Raw genomic sequence first — 19,728 nt, forward strand, 5'->3', positions numbered from 1 at the left:
ATTTTTTTATATAATGATTTTAGAATAAATAACTTAAGTTTAAATAACTTATAAAGGGGCGATCAAAAATGGATGTAAATAAAGAAGAAATCCTGGAAGAATTACGCTCTGTTTTTTTAAATAAAACTTTTGATGCACTGCTGCCACCTCTGGTTTATGCTGTCAGCAACTCTATTTTTGGACTGCTGCCTGCAGTTATTTTGGCTGTAACTACAGCTTTATTTAATTTTACAAGAAGGCTCATCAAAAAAGAAAACTGGAAGTATTCTCTGGGAGGTCTTGTGGGGGTTATTTTTGCTTCTTCCCTGGCCTATCTGAGCAATAATGCCAGCAGTTATTTTATACCTGCCCTTACTTCTTCAAGCCTATTTTTGCTGGCTGCTCTGATTACCCTTTTGGTCGGAAAACCCCTTGCAGCCTGGGCGAGTCATCTGAGTCGGGGCTGGCCTTTAGCTTGGTTCTGGCGGGATGATGTTAAACCTGCCTACAGAGAGGTCACAATTTTCTGGGCAATTTATTTTGGACTGAGGCTTACAATTCAGCTCAATCTATTTTTTAGTGAAGCTGTGCTCAACCTGGCCTGGGTTAATATTATACTTGGCTGGCCTGCGATTTCAGTGGTTTTAATAATCAGCTACATCTATGGAGTCTGGCGCCTGAATAATCTTGGGGGACCGGGAGTTGATGAATTTAAAAAAGAAAAAGAACCACCCTGGGATGGCCAGAAAAGGGGATTTTAATAGTTGCATACTTTTATCTTAAATCAAAAAGGTCACGCAGCTGCAAATTTTTTGCAGGCGTGACCTTTTAATATCTTAATTGGTGAATCTCTCTTTAATAAAATCAGTGTAATTAATTTCCAAGCTCCACTGATCTGAGTTAATATTTTTGAGATCAATCAGCTTGAAATCTTTGATCTCCTCTTTTTCTCTTTTCATTTCTGCCCTGTGATGTCCTTTTGTTAAAGCAGCCTGAGAAAAGTTAAAGCTCATCTTTTCTAAATCACCTTTAAAAATCAGGAGCTGATCTGTATCTGCATTCTTAATTCTGCTTGAGCCGCAGCTGTAGAGCATTTCAATTAAAGTTTTCATTTGCAAGCTCGAAAGCACAGCTTCAAAACGCTCTAAGAATTCTGCTCCTATATTATCGGCAGCAGCTTTTTCTATACTTTGAGCAAGCTCAGTTTTGACTACTGTTTCCAGCTTAAAGTTTTTGAGCATTCTTTTGATTTTATCTACTCGTAAATCTTTTTTATCTATTAATTCATTGTTATTTTTTATTTTAATCTGATAACTTTTTTCTGGATCATAATCAAATTCAAGCTTTAAAGTTCCTACTTTTTGATCATAACTACTTTTGAAGTCAATTTTTTTGCCATCAGATTTTATCTCAACTTTAGGACTTCTAAGATTTCTAAAATTAAGCTGCAGACAGCGGTCTCTCGGAATAACTTCTGCCTCACCCTGAAGTTGCTCAATCTCAAAAATTAGCAGATCCTGCTGCCAGCTATTTTTGAAAGTGGTTTTGGCTGTTTTTAGCTCAGATTCTGCTGCCGCCCCATTATCTTCAAATAGCTCAAATTTATTATCTGCACCCGGGAAAATTTCTACTTTTAGCTTTTCTGGATTGGAGCTGTCGCCAAAGTTAATTTCTCCTGCCAGCGGAATAATCGCTCCGGCTTTTGCAAATAGTGGAAAATCTGAGAGATCTCCATAGATCTGATACCAGCTATCACCTTCGTAATATTCGCCGCTGAAGAAATCAAACCATTCTCCTTCAGGTAGCCAGACTGTCTGCTGACTTAGATTGGTCATTTCATTAGCCGGTTTTAAAAATGGAGCTGCAATCAGTTCACTGCCAAAGTAGTACTGATCTGGAAGTGAATATGCCGGCTCAGACTTTTCCTGATAGTACATTGGTCTGATTAGAGAAAGAGCAGTTTCTTTTGCCCTGTAGCTATGGGTATAAAGATAGGGAATCAGCTGATGTCTGAGCTGCATATATTTCTTTGCAATCTCAAAGACCTCAGCCCCGTGGCCCCAGGGTCTCCGGTCAAGATAAGGGTCTTTGGTGGAATGAAGTCTCATTATCGGGCTGAAAACTCCAAACTGCAGCCAGCGGGTATATAATTCAGGATCTTCAGTTCCCATACAGTGACCGCCGATATCATGACTCCACCAGCCATAAAGCACATTGGAAGCAGTGGCAGTGAAGTACGGTTGAAATTTAAGCGAATCCCAGCTGACTACTGTGTCTCCAGAAAATCCAATTGGATAGCGATGACTCCCCAGACCACCCCAGCGAGAAAAAATAAAATTGCGCTTGTTAAGATTTCGGGCCAGATCGTAATAATGAAGATGATTTAGACCCCAGAGTGGATCAACCCCTTCCAGACCACTGTCTGTCCCCTGCTGCCAGTCCAGCCACCAGAAATCAATTCCGTCTTCATCTTCCAGCGGATTATGAAGAAATTTAAAATAGCCATTGATAAAATCAAGATCACTCAAGTCAAATTTAATTCCCTCTTCACTTTTGGGGTCAAGCTGCATAAATTCTGCAAATTGTTGATACTGCTCTTCATGGGGATGAACTCCATCAGCAGGGTGAAGATTAAGGGCAGTTTTTAGGCCTCTATTATGCAGCCAATGAATAAATTCCTTTGGTTTTGGAAAAAATTCTCGATTCCAGCTGTAGCCTGTCCAGCCACTTGTATATTTATTTTCGACCTGATGCCAGTCCATATCAATAATACAGACTGAAAGTGGAATTTCCTTTTCTTCAAACTCCAGCATCAATTCTTTTAGTTCCTGAGCAGAATACTCCCAGTACCGACTCCACCAGTTACCTAAAGCCCAGCGAGGAAGTAGGGGAATATCTCCGGTAAGTTTAGAAAAATCATTCAATATTTTCTGATAGTCATCTCCATAGGCCAGAAAATATAAATCCTGATATTCATCTCCTTTATTACGAGCCTCCAGCCAACCAGTGTCATTAAAAACCAAACTTGCTGTATCATCAATTAGAGTCCAGCCTGATTTTGAAAGCAGCCCCTCTTCTAATTCAACTGCCCCCTCAATTCCATCCAGAGTTCTGTAAGTTCCCTTAAGATTCTGATCATCTTTCTTTCCATAAAACCAGTTTTCATTATTTGCTTTAATATCTATCTTTAAATTATCTTGAGATAATTCTTTACTATCTTTTTGATATTTCAATTTTAAATTTCTGGTTTCTACTAATAACTCCTGTTCATCCTGCTGATAAGAAAAATCAGGTAATTTAAGTTTCCTTTGCCAGATAAGCTGTGTTGGACGGCTGTCAAATTCTTTTTGCGGGTCAAACTCCAGCCGCAAAATTTGATCGGTTAAAACAGTAATTTTTAAATTGTCAGCTATAATGACAGCTTCTTTTGAAGCTTTAGAATTAAAATCAATCTGAAAATGATCGGCAAGTTTCATAATATATATTTCAGCTCCCATTAGTTTTTTCATTTATTATTTTTTTCAATTACTTTTTCATTATAACACCCACTGATATATCAAACAAATTTATTCTAAACTAAATATTTCAAAGTTGTTTTTTTAGCTATTATTTTATTTTGAATACAAAAACCCCTCACCTGTCCAAAATGAGGGGTTTTTGCCTATTGTTGCTGTATAGTATTTTAATCAACTGAATTCAGCCCCGTAATCTGGAAAACCATCCAGATATTCGGTTACCTTCTACTCAGCTAATTTAAAATCATTTTCTACCAGTTCAAGCAGCGAACTGACTGCTTCTTCCTCATCACTGCCATCTGCCTGAATGGTAATTTTATCATTCTGAGTTGCACCCATAGTCATAATCGAGATTATACTTTTAGGATTATATTCTTTTGCCTGATTTTCATTTTTAAAGAGTACAATATCTGCCTTAAATTTACTGGCCAGTTTCGAAAAAACTCCTGCCGGTCTGGCGTGAAAACCTTCTTCATGTTCTAAAATGAATTCTGCCTTTTTCATAATAATTCACTCCTGTTAATTTTATACTATAAATATTTGATCATCTTTTGCTTATTTTGTAAAATTTTCAAGCAAATATTTTTCTGCTTCAGCTGACCAGAGTCCATTATTTTTTGCAATAATTTCTGCCAGATCAGCATATCTGGGATCTTCTTCTCCCTTTTTAGTAAAATCATCTAAAGCTGTCAATTCCATATCAATTGATGTATAAATTAATTTTTTCCCGCCCGGAATTCCTGGTAAATTTTGAATTGTATCAGCTGCACTGTCCAGGCCACCAATATGAGTAATCATTGTAGCTGGATTTAATTTACCCTCTGCTGACATTTTAAGGGATTCTCGCATATCATCATCATTACCACCAGTTGACCCCATAATATGTGTTGGGGAATAATGAATATTGTACAAATTAAATTCTGCAGATAGTTCCTTATCACTGGGGCCGGCAAAAAAGTTCATGCAGCCGTCCTTACCGAGTATTTGATCTCCCTGTTCTGCCAGTTCTCTTACCGGTGCATAAACAAAAACATCATCATATCCTTCACCACCAACCAGATCATTTAATTCTTTTGGCACATCTTCCATTTCAGCCGTATTGACAAAGTGAAGTTCAACCCCCTGCTTTTTTGCCTCTTCCTGAGTAAATAAGGAAGCTGCTCTGTCTAAACGCTCCTGATTAATGTCAGTTACAACCACTACTGAAGGTCTGCGTTCTGCATGTAGAGCATAATCAACTGCTCCTAATCCCATTGGTCCTGCAGCTCCCAGTAAAGCAAGCTTTCCACCTTCTACAATTCCCATTTTGTGAATATAATTGTTGCTTTCTGTATGATAAACAGCGTGATAACCACCTAAAATACAGGACATTGGTTCTGAAAGTGAAGCTTCGTAAAAACCTTCTCCCTCATATTTTAAAAGATATCCCAGTTCCATAACTTCCTGGGGAATAATTGTATATTCAGTATTTCCGCCAAAGTATTTATAAGAATATCCCGGAGCATAGGGACTTCCTTTATAATTTAGAGCGGGCTGCACAGCAAATTTATCCCCTGGTTTAAACTGTTCCTGCCACTTTTTACCAACTTTAATGATCTCACCGGCAAATTCGTGACCGGTTATTGTTGGATTTTCAGCTACATCGTCAGGTACACGCTTATGACGAGCTCCCTGAATTACAGCTTTATACGTTGACATACAGATACTGTTGGAGACTATTCGAGCTAAAATCTCATCGTCTTTAATTTCTGGAAGTTCAAATTCTTCCATTCTAAGATCATTTTCACCATATATTCGAACTGCTCTTGTTTTCATTACTTTAATCACCCTTCTTATTTATAATTATTAATATCATCTTCAAAAATTTTAAAATTTTTTGGACCGACTTTCAAAAAAACTGATACTTTAAATTTCAGTGATTCTAATTAATTTTTTGAGCCTTTTTAAATCCTTTAGGCTTCCCATTTCTGTACCATCTCTTAACAGTGTTGCACTGCTGGCAGCGGCTGCAAATTTAATCATTTCCCTTAAATTAAGGTTATTTTCCAGAGCATAGGCCAGTCCACCGACCATCGCATCTCCAGCTCCAACTGTGCTTTTTACATTTAACTTTAATGGATCAATTTTATATTTCCCCTGCTCTGTAATAAATACTGCCCCATTTTCGCCCAGAGAAAGCATAATCATTTTAATACCATTATCTAAGAGACTTTCTGCTTTTCTAATCATCATCTTTAGATCCTTAAAGTCTTTTTTAAAATAAAGTTCCAGCTCATGTTCATTGGGTTTAATTAATGTGGGTGCTGCTTCTATACCTGCTTCAAATAGTGGTCCATCTGCATCCAGTATAGTTTTAATTTTTCTATTTTTAGCTTCTTTAATGAGTTCAAAATAAATATCATTATCAACTCCAGCTGGAACACTACCTGCTAAAACTAATATATCATCTGTTTTTAAATTAGTAAAAAGTTTTGTCTTTAATTCTTCAATTTGTCTGAAAGAAATTGGAGAACCTGATTCATTAAGATCAGTAAATGTGTTATTAACTGGATCTACTATTTTAGTATTTGTTCTAGTTTCCCTACTAGTTTTAATAAATTCTGTTTTTATACCTAAGCTTTTAATTTCATTTATAATAAAATTTCCGGCTGCTCCACCTAAAAGACCGGCAGCTGTGCTCTGCTGACCTAAGTTTTTAAGCATTTTCGAAACATTAATCCCCTTACCTCCAGCATCTTTGTGTACTTTTTTGATGCGGTTTAAATTATTAATTCTAAAACTTTCTATAATTATGGTTTTATCTAAAGCTGGATTTAAAGTTAGTGTTTTGATCATTATTATCAATCCCTATTAATTATTTTAATTTGCTCCCCCGCTTAGAGCTTCTCTTAAAGACATTCTAAACAGGGGAGCCTGCTTATTTATTAATATTTTTAAAGTGTAAATTCTTCGTAGATATAGTCAATATCATCTGTAGTTCTTAATTTTTCAGCTGTGGTATTTTCTTCTATTAATTCCGATAAATTAGCCAGAATCTTGAGATGTTCATTACCTACACCTGCAATTGCAATTACCAGATAGACTGTCTCACCTTCAAAATTTACTCCTTCCGGAAACTGCAAAATTGAAATTCCAGTCTTTTTAATTTTCTTTTTAGCACTTCCCACACCATGAGGTATTGCAACCCCCTGACCAATATATGTTGACATTTCTTCTTCTCGATCCAGCATTGCATTAACATAATCCTGGTCAACATAACCGCTGTCAACAAGAAGCTGACCTGCCATTTTAATAGCCTCAGTTCTTTTGACACTGTCTAAACCCAGTTTTATATTTTCTTTTTTTAAAATTTCTTGATTGACGAAAGCAGCAGACTGAGCTTCTTTTTTTTCTACTGCTTTACTCTGCTTTTTTTGATCATCTTCTCCTGCCTGCAGTCTTTCTACTAGCTGATCATAAACAGGAGTCTGCAGAAAGTCCTGTATTGAAATATGTTCAGCCTGAGGTGCTTTCTGTTTTGCTCGTTCAGTTAAATTCTGATGAGTAATTACTATCTGAGCATCCTGAGGGATTTCATCAATTGCCTTATTGACAACTTCAATATCCAGTCCGGCTGCTTTTATCTTCTTACGCAGTCTTCCTGCTCCCATTGCACTGGAACCCATACCTGCATCACAGGCAAAAACAATTTTACTTACTTCTGAGGCACTTAACTTTTTATTAGCTTTATCCATGTGTAAATCTCTACCCTTTTGCTCTCTTACCCTAGACTGGGCTGATTCAAACTCCATAGTATCTCCGCGGGCAACAGACCTTTTAATTAAAACAGAGGCTATTACAAATGATACTGCTGTAGCAGCTAATATTCCGGCAAATACACCTAGATAATTTCCTCTTGGTGTCATTGCCAGATAGGCAAAAATACTACCAGGAGAAGGTGTTGCTACAAGACCAGTGTTAAATAGTCTGAAAGTAAAGATCCCGCTGGCTCCACCACCTATAACTGCTAATAAAAGAGAAGGCTTCATTAAAACATAAGGAAAATATATTTCGTGAATTCCACCAAAAAAGTGAATTATTATTGCACCAGGTGCAGACTCTTTTACCATTCCCTCCGCCGAGAAAATCCAGTAAGCTAAAAGAATTCCAAGTCCGGGACCAGGATTTGTTTCCAGCATAAAAAAGATTGACTTACCCGCTTCTTCTACCTGCTGAACTCCTAAGGGACTTAAAATACCATGGTTGATTGCATTATTTAAAAATAAAATTTTTGCAGGCTCAATAAAGATTGAAGCCAGAGGTAAAAGACCACGATTTACAAAAAATTCTACTCCTACCCGTAAGACTTCATTTAAGTTGCTTACAACAGGACCAATAATTTGATAAGCAAAGATTGCAAGCAGACCACCAACAATACCGGCTGTAAAGTTATTAATCAGCATTTCAAAACCAGGTTTTATCTTTCCTTCAAACTGCTGATCAATATGTTTAATAACCCAGCCTCCAAAAGGACCTAAAATCATTGCCCCAATAAACATTGGAATATCAGTACCAACAATAACTCCCATTGTAGCAATAACACCTATTACACCACCTCTTTTACCAGCTACCATCTGCCCACCAGTAAAAGCTATCAAGACAGGCAGCATATAGGTTATCATAGGACCAACTAAACTTGCCAGTCCTTCATTTGGAATCCAGCCTGTTGGAATAAAAAAGGCCGTAATTAAACCCCAGGCAATAAAAGCACCAATATTAGGCATTACCATCCCACTTAAAAAACGACCAAAATTCTGCACCTTATTCTGAAAACTACTTTTCTGCATTTAATTTTCCTCCTTGTGATATTGAACTGTACTTTTTTGTTGTAAAAAATAATCAAAATGTTCTGCCAGTCCATAATAAATTTCTTCCCTACTGCCGCTATTAACAGCATCGATAAAATTTTGATTTTCAATTAATAAATGACTGATTTCACTTAAAACTTCTCTGCCCTGAGTACTTCCCTTAAGAGGGGCAGCCATTAAAACAACAAGATTTATTGCTGTTTTATCTTCATTTTCAGCCTCAAGTTCAAAGCTTTTCTCAGGTCGAATAACTGCAAAATATAATTCATTAACTGCACTGCTCTGGCAGTGGAGCAGCATGATCCGATTATGTTTTAAAACTGTACTTCCCTTTTCTTCTCTTAAATTCAAATCCATTTTAACTTTATTTCTTTTGGCTGGTTTTTCGGCCAGGATAGCTGCAGCATCTTCAATTAATTTTTCTATATTTTGAAATTGATAATTACTTTTTAACTGAAAGTTATTTAAAACCTCCAGTATTCCCTGATTGTAATTATTAATCATTTCCAGTTTTTCTTTTAAAGTAATTTTATTATTCCTTCTCCGGCTTTTAGCCCTGTTTTTGAGGAGAAAATCGCTAATTTCCTGCTGCTGCTTTTCATTTAAGAGAGGATTAACAACAATTACCGGAACTGTACTCTCAGGGATTGCAACTGTCGAAATAATAAGATCAAGATTCAAATTTTCAATTTCCTGCCTGTCAAAATCTAAGGTTGAAATTAAAGATGTTACTTCTATATTTTTAAATTCTTTGCTTAGTCTGGATGCCAAGAGCCTGGAGGCACCGATGCCGCTTGTACAGGCAACTGCTGCTCTATATTTTTGCTGTGGCTTCCTCTTTCTTTCCACAGCAGAACCAAGATGCATTGCAATATAGGCTGCCTCAGAATCAGGAACTTCAATTTTTTCTTTTTCGGCCAGAATAGCTGCACATTTTTTTGAAACTTCAAATAACTCAGCATATTTTTCTTTTATTTCCTCTAAAAGAGGATTTCGAATATCTAACTCCAGCTTAATCCGATTAATTGTTGGCTCAAGGTGCCGGACCAGCCCAATTAAAAGTTCTTCATCATCTTCAAGATAGATTCCAAGCTCTATTTCCGCTTTTTCAATCATTTTTCTTGTTATATTAACCAGATGGTAATCTTCGGTCATCGAAATTTCGTCATTATAAATTCCACCACGACCTTTACTCCCCATTAAATGCATTGTCACATAAGCGATTTCTGCTTCCGGTATTTCTACTTTAAAGGCCTCTGCGATTGAAGAAACAAGTTCGCTGGCTATTAGAAATTCCTTTTTCCCTTTTAAATTATCCAGTATCTCTGGATTAATAGTTATTTGTTCACCATCCTTAATCCTCTTTAAAGCAATTGCCAGGTGTACCATCAGTGCAGCATAGGCATCATCAGCAAGCTGATAACTCATTTTGTTTTCTAGTTTTTTGATATATTCATCTAATAAATTAATTGTATCAAGTCCAATTAGATTTAAGAGCCTATTTTTTGATATATTTTTTCTCAGTTTTTTTTCTGGCTCAGAATACTTATCCTGAAGCATCAGTAAAATTTCTTCCAAATTGAAATTCTGATAGAGCAGATTAATACTTGCCTTTCTGATCTCCCTCTCCTTACCCTGTAGAAAAACTCCCAATCCTGGCTTTCTGACCAGTTTGATCTGATATTCTTTAAGCCAACCTTCAATTTCATCTAAATCGTGACTGATTGTTGCCTCAGAGACATTACAAATCCTGGTAAAAGTATAAAGTTTATTGGGCCTCTGATCTCTTAAAAGCTCGGAAAGAATAATCATTTTTCTTTCTTCAGGTGTAAAATGTCTGTCAACAGCCTCAAACTCCAGCAGTTCTGCAATTCTGGTTTTATCAGCTGGCAAACAGTCCAGGCGAATCCCTGTACCTTTTTTCTTTTCCAATTTAATATCATTACTTCTCAACCATTTTTCTACTTTTTTGAGTTCTCTCAAAACCGTTCTGGAGCTGACATCTAACCTTTCTGCAATTTTCTCAGTCACAATGTAATCCTCATTTTTAATTAAGATCTTAATAATCTTTTTAGTTCTAGAACTAATTTTCATAACTGATACTCCTTTGGCCAAAATTCCTGTTCAGGTACCGTGTACCACCCGATTTTTGTCAAACTATGTTGAAATAGTTCAAATTAAGAAAAAGCAGATTATAAGCTTATGCCATTCTTATTAAATTATGTCACTTAAATGCAGATTTATTTTATAGCTTTTCTCAATTTCTAATTTAATTTTATTCTCTTAAGACTTAAATTACAAGGAAAAGAAAAATAGTTCTGGCAGCTTTTATAAATGACAGAATTTATAATCTTTAATTTTGTCTTATTTACATCCAGGTGCCGTGTACCACCCGATTTTTGTTAAACTATGCTGAAAAAGACCTAAAAACAGGATCTTTCGATAAATATATACATAATATGACAAGTGCCAGGCACATGTACATGTACATAAAAGGATAAAATAAAAAAAGGACCTCTATATTTTAAATAGAATATATTAATTAGCGATAAATAAAATAGAGTAAGAATTCAATAATGGAGTGATGACTTTGCATAAATGGCGGCTTATAATTGAGAACAAAAACGATGCCTACTATAATATGGCAGTTGATGAAGCGATCATGAAAATCCACAGTCAGGGTGAAACTCCTCCCACTTTACGTTTTTATGGTTGGAAACCTGCTGCTCTTTCGTTGGGCTATTTTCAGCAGGCTAGAAAAGAAGTTAATTTTGAGAAATGTCAGCAGCAAGGAATCGATCTTGTCCGGCGCTTAACTGGGGGTAGGGCAATTTTACATGATAGAGAACTCACCTATAGTATTGTAATTAGAGAAGATTATAAACTGCTGGCTGATTCTATAGAAAAAAGTTATCAGCAGATTAGCAGAGGTCTTGTTGCTGGCTTAAATCAGCTGGGAATTGAGGCAGAGTTAAAAGCTGTTGAAAAGGGACAAAAAGCCCCACGTGGTCATTCTGCTGCCTGTTTTGATGCTCCATCCTGGTATGAAGTGATTTTAAATAATAAAAAGTTGATTGGAAGTGCTCAAAGGAGAAAGAATAATACAATTTTGCAGCATGGCTCTCTTCCACTTGAAATTGAAGCAGATAAAATTTTTAAATTTTTAAATTATGATTCTGAAAGACAGCGAGAAAAAGCCCGGAGAGTGTTTGCAGCTAAATCAACCTCATTGAAAAAAGCCGGATATTATTTCTCTGAAAAAAAACTAAAAAGAGCTTTAGCTCAGGGACTGGAGCAGGCACTGGAAATCAATTTAGAAAAAGATAAATTAACTGAATCAGAAAAAAAACTGGCTTTAAAACTGGCTGAAGAAAAATATAAAAGTAAAAAGTGGACCTATAAGAGATAAATTAATCCTGAAAGGTGGTAATATAATGATAAATAAAAATGCTCGCAAAAGATTACCGAGCTGGTTGCGTCAAAAAGATCCTCTGCAGAAAGGGATGCTGGCAACCCGCAATATGCTTAAAAATTTAGAATTAAATACAGTCTGTCAGAATGCCCGCTGTCCTAACATTGGTGAATGTTACAGCAAAAAAACAGCTACTTTTATGATTCTGGGCCAGTACTGTACTCGCAACTGCCGTTTCTGTTCTGTAACTCATCATAAACCGGAAGCTGTTGACCTTAAGGAAGCTGCTAGAGTGGCAGAAGCTGTTGCAAAACTAAAGCTTAAACACGCTGTTATTACTTCAGTAACCCGTGATGACCTTGAAGATGGTGGTGCAGAACAGTTTGTAAGAGTAATTAATGCTATTAGAGAAAGAACACCGTCAGTTTCTGTAGAAGTATTAACTCCTGATTTTAACAATAATCAGGCTGCTTTAGACAAAATTATTAAGGCAAAACCTGAAATTTTTAATCATAACGTAGAAACTGTACCTGCCCTTTATCAAAAGGTAAGACCACAGGCGGATTATCAGCAGTCACTAACTGTTTTAAATACGGTAGCGGAAAGAGATTCAGAAATAATAATTAAATCAGGTATGATGCTTGGGCTTGGAGAAAGTGAAGAAGAACTTACTGCAGTCTGGAAAGATCTGCTGGCAGCTGGGGTGGAAATATTAACGATGGGACAATATCTTCAACCTACAAATAAAAATATTGAAGTAGCAGAATATATAAGACCGGAGCAATTTGAAGAATTTAAAGAAAAAGCTCTTAAACTTGGCTTTAAATCAGTTTCCTCCGGTCCTCATGTGCGAAGTTCTTATTTAGCTGAAGAAACTTATGAAAATTTAAATTCTTAAATATTTAAAAAGCAATAAATCTCTAAAGCTATAGTAACTTTAACAGTAATTTAAAAATTTTAACCAGGGTATTTTTCCTTGATGATTCCATCCTGATAGGCGGTAAGAAGCTGCATTAAATACTTGACATCTTCTCCCAGCTTTTTACCAATATCTGTATCAGCTATTTTTTGTGGTTTCTCAAATCTCAATACATCTGTTGCTGAAATTGTGTCCCTGCTATCTTTATGCAGGGCATTTTTTTTGCTAATAAAAGGTTCATGAGATATCAACCGCATTTTAGTATTACTATAAGTTAAGGTATAGCCTGCTATTCCAGTTTTTTCATGGTAGGCTGCAGAAATACCGCCATCAATTACTAATAGTCTTCCATTTCCCTTAATTGGACTTTCTCCCTTTTTTTCTGCTACCGGAGTATGACCATTAATAATATGTCCGGTTTCCGGATTAAGTCCAAACTCAGCCAAAATCTTTTTGCAGATATATTCTTTCTCTCTGGCCTGATAGTAAGGGTTTTTCTTTTCCAGATAAAGCTCCGATTTATCTTCCTCAGTAAAGTAGCGGAGAAAAGTTGTCATTTTCTCTTTACCAAATAATGGGGACAGCTCACCCCGCCAGAGGTACCAGAGCCAGTCTTTAAAATTATGATTACTGTCCGGATTAGAATAACTGCGCCGAATAACATCATCGAAAAAATCCATTAGATTTTTTCCACTGTATTTCTTGCCCTCAACTTCGATTGCAGAAAAGCTGCCCTCTTCATTCATCGGCAGGCAGCCATGAAAAAGCAAATTACCATTATATTTTCTGTACATATTGCCATTATTAAAAAGAAAACGTATGTCAGCTTTCAATCGATCATTATTTCTAAATGAATAACGAAGCTGTTCTATAACCTCTTCCTCCCAGCTGCTCAAGCGATAGGGATCCTGGGGATCAATAGTTGGAAAATCAGAATCAGTTAATTTATACTCTTTGCCATTAAGAACAATAATACCTTTTTGATAGTCAATTTTTTCTAAATATAAAGCCTCATTCATTTTAAATTCAGGCCTCTTTTTTATCAGCTGTCCTTCCAGTTTAAATTGAATAACAGCAATTGCCTTATGCATCTGGGTCATTATATTTATTTCATCCTGATCCAGCTCTCGTTCAATTAACTTAGGTTTAAAAATTTCCGAATTAACTTTTTGATAGTTACTCATGGCGAATCTGGCCAGGGGCCTCATGTTAATTCCATAACCCTCTTCTAAAAACTCAAGATTACCATAGCGAAGTGCAATTCTTAAAGCAGTAGCAATTAAAGATTTCTGACCCAGAGCTGCTCCCATCCAAAGGATATCGTGATTTCCCCACTGAATATCAACATTATGGTGATTTTTTAAAACATTCATAATCACATCAGGTGCCGGACCACGGTCAAAAATATCACCAATAATGTGCAGTTTATCAACTGCAAAACTCTGTATTAATTCAGAAAGAGATATAATAAAATTTTCTGCCTGATCGATTTCGATAATTGTTGTTAAAATCTGATCCTTATAGTCTTTTTTATTGGGATCGCCTTTTTTTATATGTAAAAGCTCTTCAATAATATAAGCAAATTCTTCCGGCAGAGCCTTTCGCACCTTAGAGCGAGTATAAATTGAAGAAACTTCCTGAGAAATTCTGACCATATAATCCAGGGCCTCTTTATACCACTCAGGTGGAATTCCTCCTCGTGCATGCAGTTCTTTCATCTTTGATTTAGGATAAAATATTAATGTAGCTAATTCTCTTTTTTCTGTATCGGTTAAACTGTCAGAAAAAATCTGATCAATCTTATACTCAATTACTCCTGAGGCAGTTTTCAGCATATACTTAAATGCCTCAGCTTCTCCGTGTAAATCAGTTAAAAAATGTTCGGTACTTTTTGGCAAATTTAAAATCGCTTTTAAATTTATAATTTCTGTGCTGACAGCCGGTATATTTGGAAATTGATCTGCTAAAAGCTGTAAATATTTTAAATCTTTCATCAACTACCTCCCAATTAATCTTTCGTAAGCCAGTCTTTTACTACCATCTTTAGTATAAATAATGCCACAGTATTTAAAACCTGCTTTTTTTACTGCCCGCTGCATAGAACTATTATCCTGATGAGTGTCAATGCGAATACTTTTGGCCCCAAGATCTAACCCCATTTGAAATGTTTTTTTAAAAATTAGAGAAATAATCCCCCGACCTCTATACTCTGGTGCAACTGCTGCTCGATGGATCACCCCATATAGACCTTTAGAAATCCATTCCCCGTTTTCAATTAAATTATAAGTAGGATCTTCTCCGAAAATAATTGCAGCGGTAGCAATTATTTTGTTCTCCTTTTTAATTAAATATGAATTTTGATTATTAATATCATTTACTAAAGTCTCTGGATTAGGATAATTGTTCTGCCACTGATCTATCCCCTCCTCTTCTAGATATTTTTGGGCATTTTTAATGATATTCATAATATCAGGTATTTCTTTGATCTCAGCTTTAACAAAATCCATTTTTTATAGCTCTCCTTTCAAAATTTAACCTGACTGCAATATGTAATAATTGCCTGCTTATTCTTTTTTTATTTTAAAATTATGGATTATTATTCTGACTTCTTCTTTCAGAAATCATAAAATTGACTTCTTCAATCCAGTCATCACTCAGATATTTGCGGCTAACCCAGAGAGCTCTTCCCAAAAAATCAGCAGGAAGTGCAATAAAAACCCCAGAAGACCAAGCTTAAAATAGACCCCGAGCAGATAGCTCAAACCAAGTTTTATCAACTTTTGAGAAAAAAGATTACCGAATAAAGCAGATTGCGTATTACCAGCACTATTTAAATGTCCAGCCAGAACCCCATAGATTGTAATTACCGGACCACCAATCCAGTTAATTAGATATTTAAAATCTCTGCTATTTTTGCTTTTACCTCATCTTTTTTGCAATTTTGCTGATGTTTGATCTCCATTGTTTCCAGACCCTCAAGTCCACGATGAATTTTTGTTGAAGTTAATTGTTCCAGTTCCTCAATTATTCGGTACTCATCCTTAACAATATCTTTTTCTTTTAATGATTCCAGAACTGCTCTGCTAAATTTATAAGGGCTGGCAGTAGAGTCAACAACAGCATTTTTCTGGTCAGCACTCTGACTACGATACTTAACCAGAGAGTTTATTCCTACAGCTGTATGAGGATCAATTAAATAATTAAACTTCTGAAAAACATTACGAATTGTTTTTCGGGCTTCATCTTCAGTGGAATACTGACCAACAAATAAATCTTTTATTGCTGACAGAGTTTCTCGGTCTATTTCAAATTTGTTTTCCTGCTGCAACTTTTGATACCACTGATTGATTCTGTCACTATCATGGCCGGTTATCTCAAAAAGAAAGCGCTCCAAATTGGATGAAATTAATATATCCATTGATGGACTAATTGTTTTTTTGAATTCACGTTCAGTATCATAGAGGCCTGTTTCTAAAAAATCTGTCAGCACTTTATTGTCATTGGAAGCACAGATAAATTTATTAACTGGCAGTCCCATCCGATAAGCATAGTATGCTGCCAGTATATTACCAAAATTACCAGTTGGAACAGCAATATTAATTTCTTCGCCAGCCTTAATTTCAGTTTTATTTAAAAGATCAAAATAGGCTTTAAAGTAATATACTATTTGTGGTAAAAGTCTACCCCAGTTAATCGAATTAGCTGAAGAAAATTGATAATTATTAGCTTCCAGCTTCTTTTTAAAATCCTGGTCTGCAAAAATATTTTTTACTGCAGTCTGACAGTCATCAAAATTACCTTTTAAAGAAACTACTTCTGTGTTGCTGCCTCCAGTTGTTTTCATCTGATCTTCCTGGACTCTGCTGACACCAGTCTCAGGATAAAAAACAATTATTTTTACTCCTTCAACATCCTTAAAACCCTCCAGAGCAGCCTTACCTGTGTCTCCAGATGTTGCAACCAGAATTACTATTTCTTTTTTTACTCCTAATTTTTTAACTGAGCGGACCAGCAGCTGGGGCAGGATCTGCAGAGCCATATCCTTAAATGCTGCAGTCGGCCCGTGCCAGAGCTCCAGAATAAAAGTATTACTATTTAACTTAACAAGTGGTGTTTTAGCAGCAGGTGGAAAACTTTCTTCTTTATAAGCGGCCTCAACAGCTTCTTTAATTTCTTTTTTACTAAAATCAGTTAAAAATTTATCAAAAACCCAGCTGGCGAGCTCCTGATAATTTGCATCCCTTTTTGCCAGAATTTGATCTAAATTTAACTCTGGTATTTTTTCAGGAACAAAAAGACCTCCTGCGGGAACCATCCCCAGACTGATGGCTTCTGCTGAACTCACACTTCTGTAATTTTCTCTAGTACTAATATACTCCATACTCTCTACCTCCACTAAAATTTATTCTTAATACTGATTATTTAATAACTATAAATTATTATATCGAAAGTAACAGTTGATGTCTATTAAATAACAGATTTCTTTTTAAATAATTAAATTACTAAAAATAGATTTTTATCACATCTAACCGCAAAACATGTTAGAAAAATCACTATACAAATCAAGTTTTTTTATGTATAATATTATTGTTAGGTGTTTGCAAAATAGGCAAAAAAAATAGTAAAAAAATGTAATTAATGGGTTGAATTAAATTTTAAGAATTTAAAAATTAAATAAGAAAATGTTCTAATAAAATTAGGCATGACAAAATAAACCTATGAATACAGGTTTTTAAAAAAGATATTAAAAGATTTAAATTCTAAGCAATTAGTGATCTTAAAGATCTAATATTTTCTGGTTTATCCATTTTATCAGCTAAGATCAATGTTAAAAGCTGAGTGATTCCAGCTAGAAAAACATCGGTTTTAATACTCTTTAGATTCTGAGTTTTTAGATTGCCAGTAACCATGGCATCTTTAAAATAGTTAATTGTCTGTTCAACAACTCCCCGTTTTTTGTAGAGGTCTATCCAGTCATCTGTATCTCTAATGATGCCAGGATAAGTTCTTAAATCCTGGTCAGGATATGTATAGGTAACTCTACCGTAATTGGAGTCAGTGCAGGGTTCTTCACAGTAGCAGTTTCTTTTACCACCCTTGTAATTGATTTTAGGACAGACAAACTTAAATCTGGGGCTGCGGTTTTTACCACGACACCAGCCATTAGGTTTCATTGGCAACGAAGAATCTTTAGGACATAAAGGCCAGCCATTTTCATTGTATTCTGGCTGTGGTAGATCTGATTTAGTATTTCTAGAATTAAGTGGAATGACTGCTTTATCAAAGCCAAAATCCTTAATTAAAAAGGGATAAGTCTGATAACTGTCAAAGGCAGAGTCAGCAATAAAAGTGGAGTAATGATGATTATGAAGATTAAAATAATCTTCTAAAACTGGTTTTAAAGAAGTTGAGTCACCAATAGATTTGTCTTCATCAGGTGAGTCAGATTTTTTCTCAACAGGTACTTCAGGGTGATTATCTTTAAATTCATCATCAAAAAAGGAGATGTGACGGATAACTCCAAGCCCATTAGTGACAATACCTGCTTTGTAGACATAGCAGAAATGGCCGTTAATGTAGAGCTGTTTTATCTCTTGATTAACCTGAGCAGAAGAAGGCATAGACTGATAAGCGAAAGCATATATATTAACATTTTTATCGTTTCTGTAGATGTTTTTAAGTCTGCGAATGATATTGTTTATGTATTTAGGATTGTTTTCAGTCACATAGGGTTCAAAACCAGTTGTGTCATAGATAAAAAGATCAGATTTTAGAGGATCAATTTTTCTGCAAAGAGGTTCAGTAACATCAACAAGATGATAGAAAAGATCTTCTAAGTGGTCTTCAAACTTTGTTTTAAAACGAGAAAACTGAGAGATATCAGGAATAGATTTAAAACCACAGAAATCTCTTAAGTCACTGCTTAAAGCAAAAATATTAACTAAGAGCACAAGAGTTGGAATTCCCAGTATTTTTTGCAGAATAAATGCAGAAAGCATCGATTCTAGATCATATTCTCTTTTTCTACCAAAATATTTGTAGTAAGCAGTATAGAAATTGGCAGGAATAAATTCAGATAAATCAAGATATTGATCAAGCATTTCAAGGAATTGAGGCTTGTCATTTTGAGCCCAATCTTTGGCCTGTTGATAAAGATCACCGAAAGATAATTGCTTTTTAGAATTAAAAGACATTATGATTTCCTCCTTTTGGTTTGTGGTATTTTTAGTATCTCTAACTATATTATACCATATTTTAAGGAGGAAGTCACCAAAAATTTATGTCATGAGCCCTGTTATTTCGGGCTTTAGACATTATACAAAGGACTATATAATATTATTGTGTAAAGGAGGGAAAAAATTGATTCAGATTTTATTTTTATTTATAATATTCTTAATTTTCTTTCTATTGATTCTTCTTATTATTCCCTACTACTACAGCTTTAGTTTTAAATATCAACAAAAATTTACTTACAGCCTCTCTCTCTTATTAATATTTATAAAAATTAAATTTAGTAGTACAGGAAAAAATCAAATACTATTAATTGAAATTTTAAATTTTAAAAAGAGAATTAAACTTAATAAAAACAGCAAAAGAAAATCAACAGAAAAACAAGCCAGAAAATTTCCCGGATCTAAAATTAAACAAGCCGTTTCTAAAAACGATAAAGTAAAAAAACCAAAAAATAAATCATCTTTAAATTTTGATTATAAATTGATAAATAAAGAAAATTTTAGTCATTTGTTTAAATTTATACTGGATATAATTAAAATATTAAAAGCAGATTATTTAAAATTAAATTTATTATTCTCTTTTGAGGATCCCTACTATAATGGTCTTTTCCTGGCCTACTACTATACTTTTAAAGAAGTGTTTGATTATCCGAATATTAAAGTTGAAGTTAACTGGCAGGAGGTGATTTTTGAGGCAGATGGTTCAATCGGGGGTAAAATTAGACCTGGAGAAATTATCTACCACATATTAAAGTTTATCTTTTCGTTAAAAAGTCTTAAAATTTTCTGGCGTTTATATCAATCAAATTCTAAGAAAGGGTGA

14 protein-coding genes are annotated in these 19,728 nt (G+C 35.0%); 4 read left to right on the forward strand and 10 right to left on the reverse strand.

Annotation, left to right across the window (positions count from 1 at the left end):
- Window positions 1–68: 68 nt before the first annotated feature.
- The gene (locus BW929_RS09165; RefSeq protein ID WP_076545188.1) at window positions 69–740 is read left to right on the forward strand and encodes a DUF3159 domain-containing protein; all 672 of its coding nucleotides are present in this window, start codon (window positions 69–71) and stop codon (window positions 738–740) included.
- Window positions 741–815: 75 nt separating this feature from the next.
- Here the strand turns inward: BW929_RS09165 and BW929_RS09170 are convergent, their stop codons facing one another.
- The 6 genes from BW929_RS09170 to BW929_RS09195 all read right to left on the reverse strand — a co-directional run bounded on the left by BW929_RS09170 (window position 816) and on the right by BW929_RS09195 (window position 10,435).
- The gene (locus BW929_RS09170) at window positions 816–3,488 is read right to left on the reverse strand and encodes a glycoside hydrolase family 31 protein (RefSeq protein ID WP_076545189.1); all 2,673 of its coding nucleotides are present in this window, start codon (window positions 3,486–3,488) and stop codon (window positions 816–818) included.
- Window positions 3,489–3,719: 231 nt separating this feature from the next.
- Entirely contained in the window at window positions 3,720–3,998 is a 279-nt protein-coding gene (locus tag BW929_RS09175; protein ID WP_076545190.1) for an HPr family phosphocarrier protein, read from the reverse strand.
- Between the two features lie 51 nt (window positions 3,999–4,049).
- Window positions 4,050–5,309, reverse strand: a complete 1,260-nt coding sequence (locus BW929_RS09180; protein ID WP_076545191.1) for a zinc-binding dehydrogenase — start codon at window positions 5,307–5,309, stop codon at window positions 4,050–4,052.
- Between the two features lie 90 nt (window positions 5,310–5,399).
- Window positions 5,400–6,329 (reverse strand): 1-phosphofructokinase, encoded by a 930-nt coding sequence (pfkB, locus tag BW929_RS09185; RefSeq protein WP_076545192.1) that lies wholly within the window; start codon window positions 6,327–6,329, stop codon window positions 5,400–5,402.
- A gap of 98 nt (window positions 6,330–6,427) precedes the next feature.
- Entirely contained in the window at window positions 6,428–8,320 is a 1,893-nt protein-coding gene (locus BW929_RS09190) for a PTS mannitol transporter subunit IICBA (protein ID WP_076545193.1), read from the reverse strand.
- Window positions 8,321–10,435: a BglG family transcription antiterminator gene (locus BW929_RS09195; protein ID WP_076545194.1), complete on the reverse strand. Its 2,115-nt coding sequence runs from the start codon at window positions 10,433–10,435 to the stop codon at window positions 8,321–8,323.
- Window positions 10,436–10,931: 496 nt separating this feature from the next.
- Between BW929_RS09195 and BW929_RS09200 the strand changes: the two genes are divergently transcribed.
- On the forward strand, window positions 10,932–11,750 hold the full coding sequence (locus tag BW929_RS09200) for a lipoate--protein ligase family protein (RefSeq protein WP_199505802.1): 819 nt from the start codon (window positions 10,932–10,934) through the stop codon (window positions 11,748–11,750).
- A gap of 25 nt (window positions 11,751–11,775) precedes the next feature.
- Window positions 11,776–12,651, forward strand: a complete 876-nt coding sequence (gene lipA, locus BW929_RS09205) for a lipoyl synthase (RefSeq protein WP_076545196.1) — start codon at window positions 11,776–11,778, stop codon at window positions 12,649–12,651.
- A gap of 59 nt (window positions 12,652–12,710) precedes the next feature.
- Here lipA and BW929_RS09210 read toward each other — a convergent pair whose 3' ends face one another.
- The 4 genes from BW929_RS09210 to BW929_RS09225 all read right to left on the reverse strand — a co-directional run bounded on the left by BW929_RS09210 (window position 12,711) and on the right by BW929_RS09225 (window position 18,866).
- Window positions 12,711–14,666, reverse strand: a complete 1,956-nt coding sequence (locus BW929_RS09210) for a fructose-1,6-bisphosphatase (RefSeq protein ID WP_076545197.1) — start codon at window positions 14,664–14,666, stop codon at window positions 12,711–12,713.
- 3 nt (window positions 14,667–14,669) lie between these two features.
- Window positions 14,670–15,179 carry a GNAT family N-acetyltransferase gene (locus tag BW929_RS09215; protein ID WP_076545198.1) on the reverse strand — a complete coding sequence of 170 codons (510 nt, stop codon included), beginning with the start codon at window positions 15,177–15,179 and terminating at the stop codon, window positions 14,670–14,672.
- Window positions 15,180–15,559: 380 nt separating this feature from the next.
- Window positions 15,560–17,053: a threonine synthase gene (thrC, locus tag BW929_RS09220; RefSeq protein ID WP_076545199.1), complete on the reverse strand. Its 1,494-nt coding sequence runs from the start codon at window positions 17,051–17,053 to the stop codon at window positions 15,560–15,562.
- 379 nt (window positions 17,054–17,432) lie between these two features.
- Window positions 17,433–18,866 (reverse strand): transposase, encoded by a 1,434-nt coding sequence (locus BW929_RS09225; protein ID WP_076545200.1) that lies wholly within the window; start codon window positions 18,864–18,866, stop codon window positions 17,433–17,435.
- Window positions 18,867–19,032: 166 nt separating this feature from the next.
- Here BW929_RS09225 and BW929_RS15255 point away from each other — a divergent pair, with 166 nt between their 5' ends.
- Window positions 19,033–19,728 carry a hypothetical protein gene (locus BW929_RS15255; RefSeq protein ID WP_076545201.1) on the forward strand — a complete coding sequence of 232 codons (696 nt, stop codon included), beginning with the start codon at window positions 19,033–19,035 and terminating at the stop codon, window positions 19,726–19,728.

The sequence above is a fragment of the Halanaerobium kushneri genome, assembly GCF_900156285.1.
Classification (GTDB): Bacteria; Bacillota; Halanaerobiia; order Halanaerobiales; family Halanaerobiaceae; genus Halanaerobium; species Halanaerobium kushneri.

Excerpts from the sequence above, each read along its gene's own strand:
- BW929_RS09170 (WP_076545189.1), bottom strand. The coding sequence starts at position 3,488 with ATGAAAAAACTAATGGGAGCTGAAATATATATTATGAAACTTGCCGAT.
- thrC (WP_076545199.1), bottom strand. The coding sequence starts at position 17,053 with ATGGAGTATATTAGTACTAGAGAAAATTACAGAAGTGTGAGTTCAGCA.
- BW929_RS09190 (WP_076545193.1), bottom strand. The coding sequence starts at position 8,320 with ATGCAGAAAAGTAGTTTTCAGAATAAGGTGCAGAATTTTGGTCGTTTT.
- pfkB (WP_076545192.1), bottom strand. The coding sequence starts at position 6,329 with ATGATCAAAACACTAACTTTAAATCCAGCTTTAGATAAAACCATAATT.
- BW929_RS09195 (WP_076545194.1), bottom strand. The coding sequence starts at position 10,435 with ATGAAAATTAGTTCTAGAACTAAAAAGATTATTAAGATCTTAATTAAA.
- BW929_RS09175 (WP_076545190.1), bottom strand. The coding sequence starts at position 3,998 with ATGAAAAAGGCAGAATTCATTTTAGAACATGAAGAAGGTTTTCACGCC.
- lipA (WP_076545196.1), top strand. The coding sequence starts at position 11,776 with ATGATAAATAAAAATGCTCGCAAAAGATTACCGAGCTGGTTGCGTCAA.
- BW929_RS09225 (WP_076545200.1), bottom strand. The coding sequence starts at position 18,866 with ATGTCTTTTAATTCTAAAAAGCAATTATCTTTCGGTGATCTTTATCAA.
- BW929_RS09180 (WP_076545191.1), bottom strand. The coding sequence starts at position 5,309 with ATGAAAACAAGAGCAGTTCGAATATATGGTGAAAATGATCTTAGAATG.
- BW929_RS09210 (WP_076545197.1), bottom strand. The coding sequence starts at position 14,666 with ATGAAAGATTTAAAATATTTACAGCTTTTAGCAGATCAATTTCCAAAT.
- BW929_RS09165 (WP_076545188.1), top strand. The coding sequence starts at position 69 with ATGGATGTAAATAAAGAAGAAATCCTGGAAGAATTACGCTCTGTTTTT.
- BW929_RS09215 (WP_076545198.1), bottom strand. The coding sequence starts at position 15,179 with ATGGATTTTGTTAAAGCTGAGATCAAAGAAATACCTGATATTATGAAT.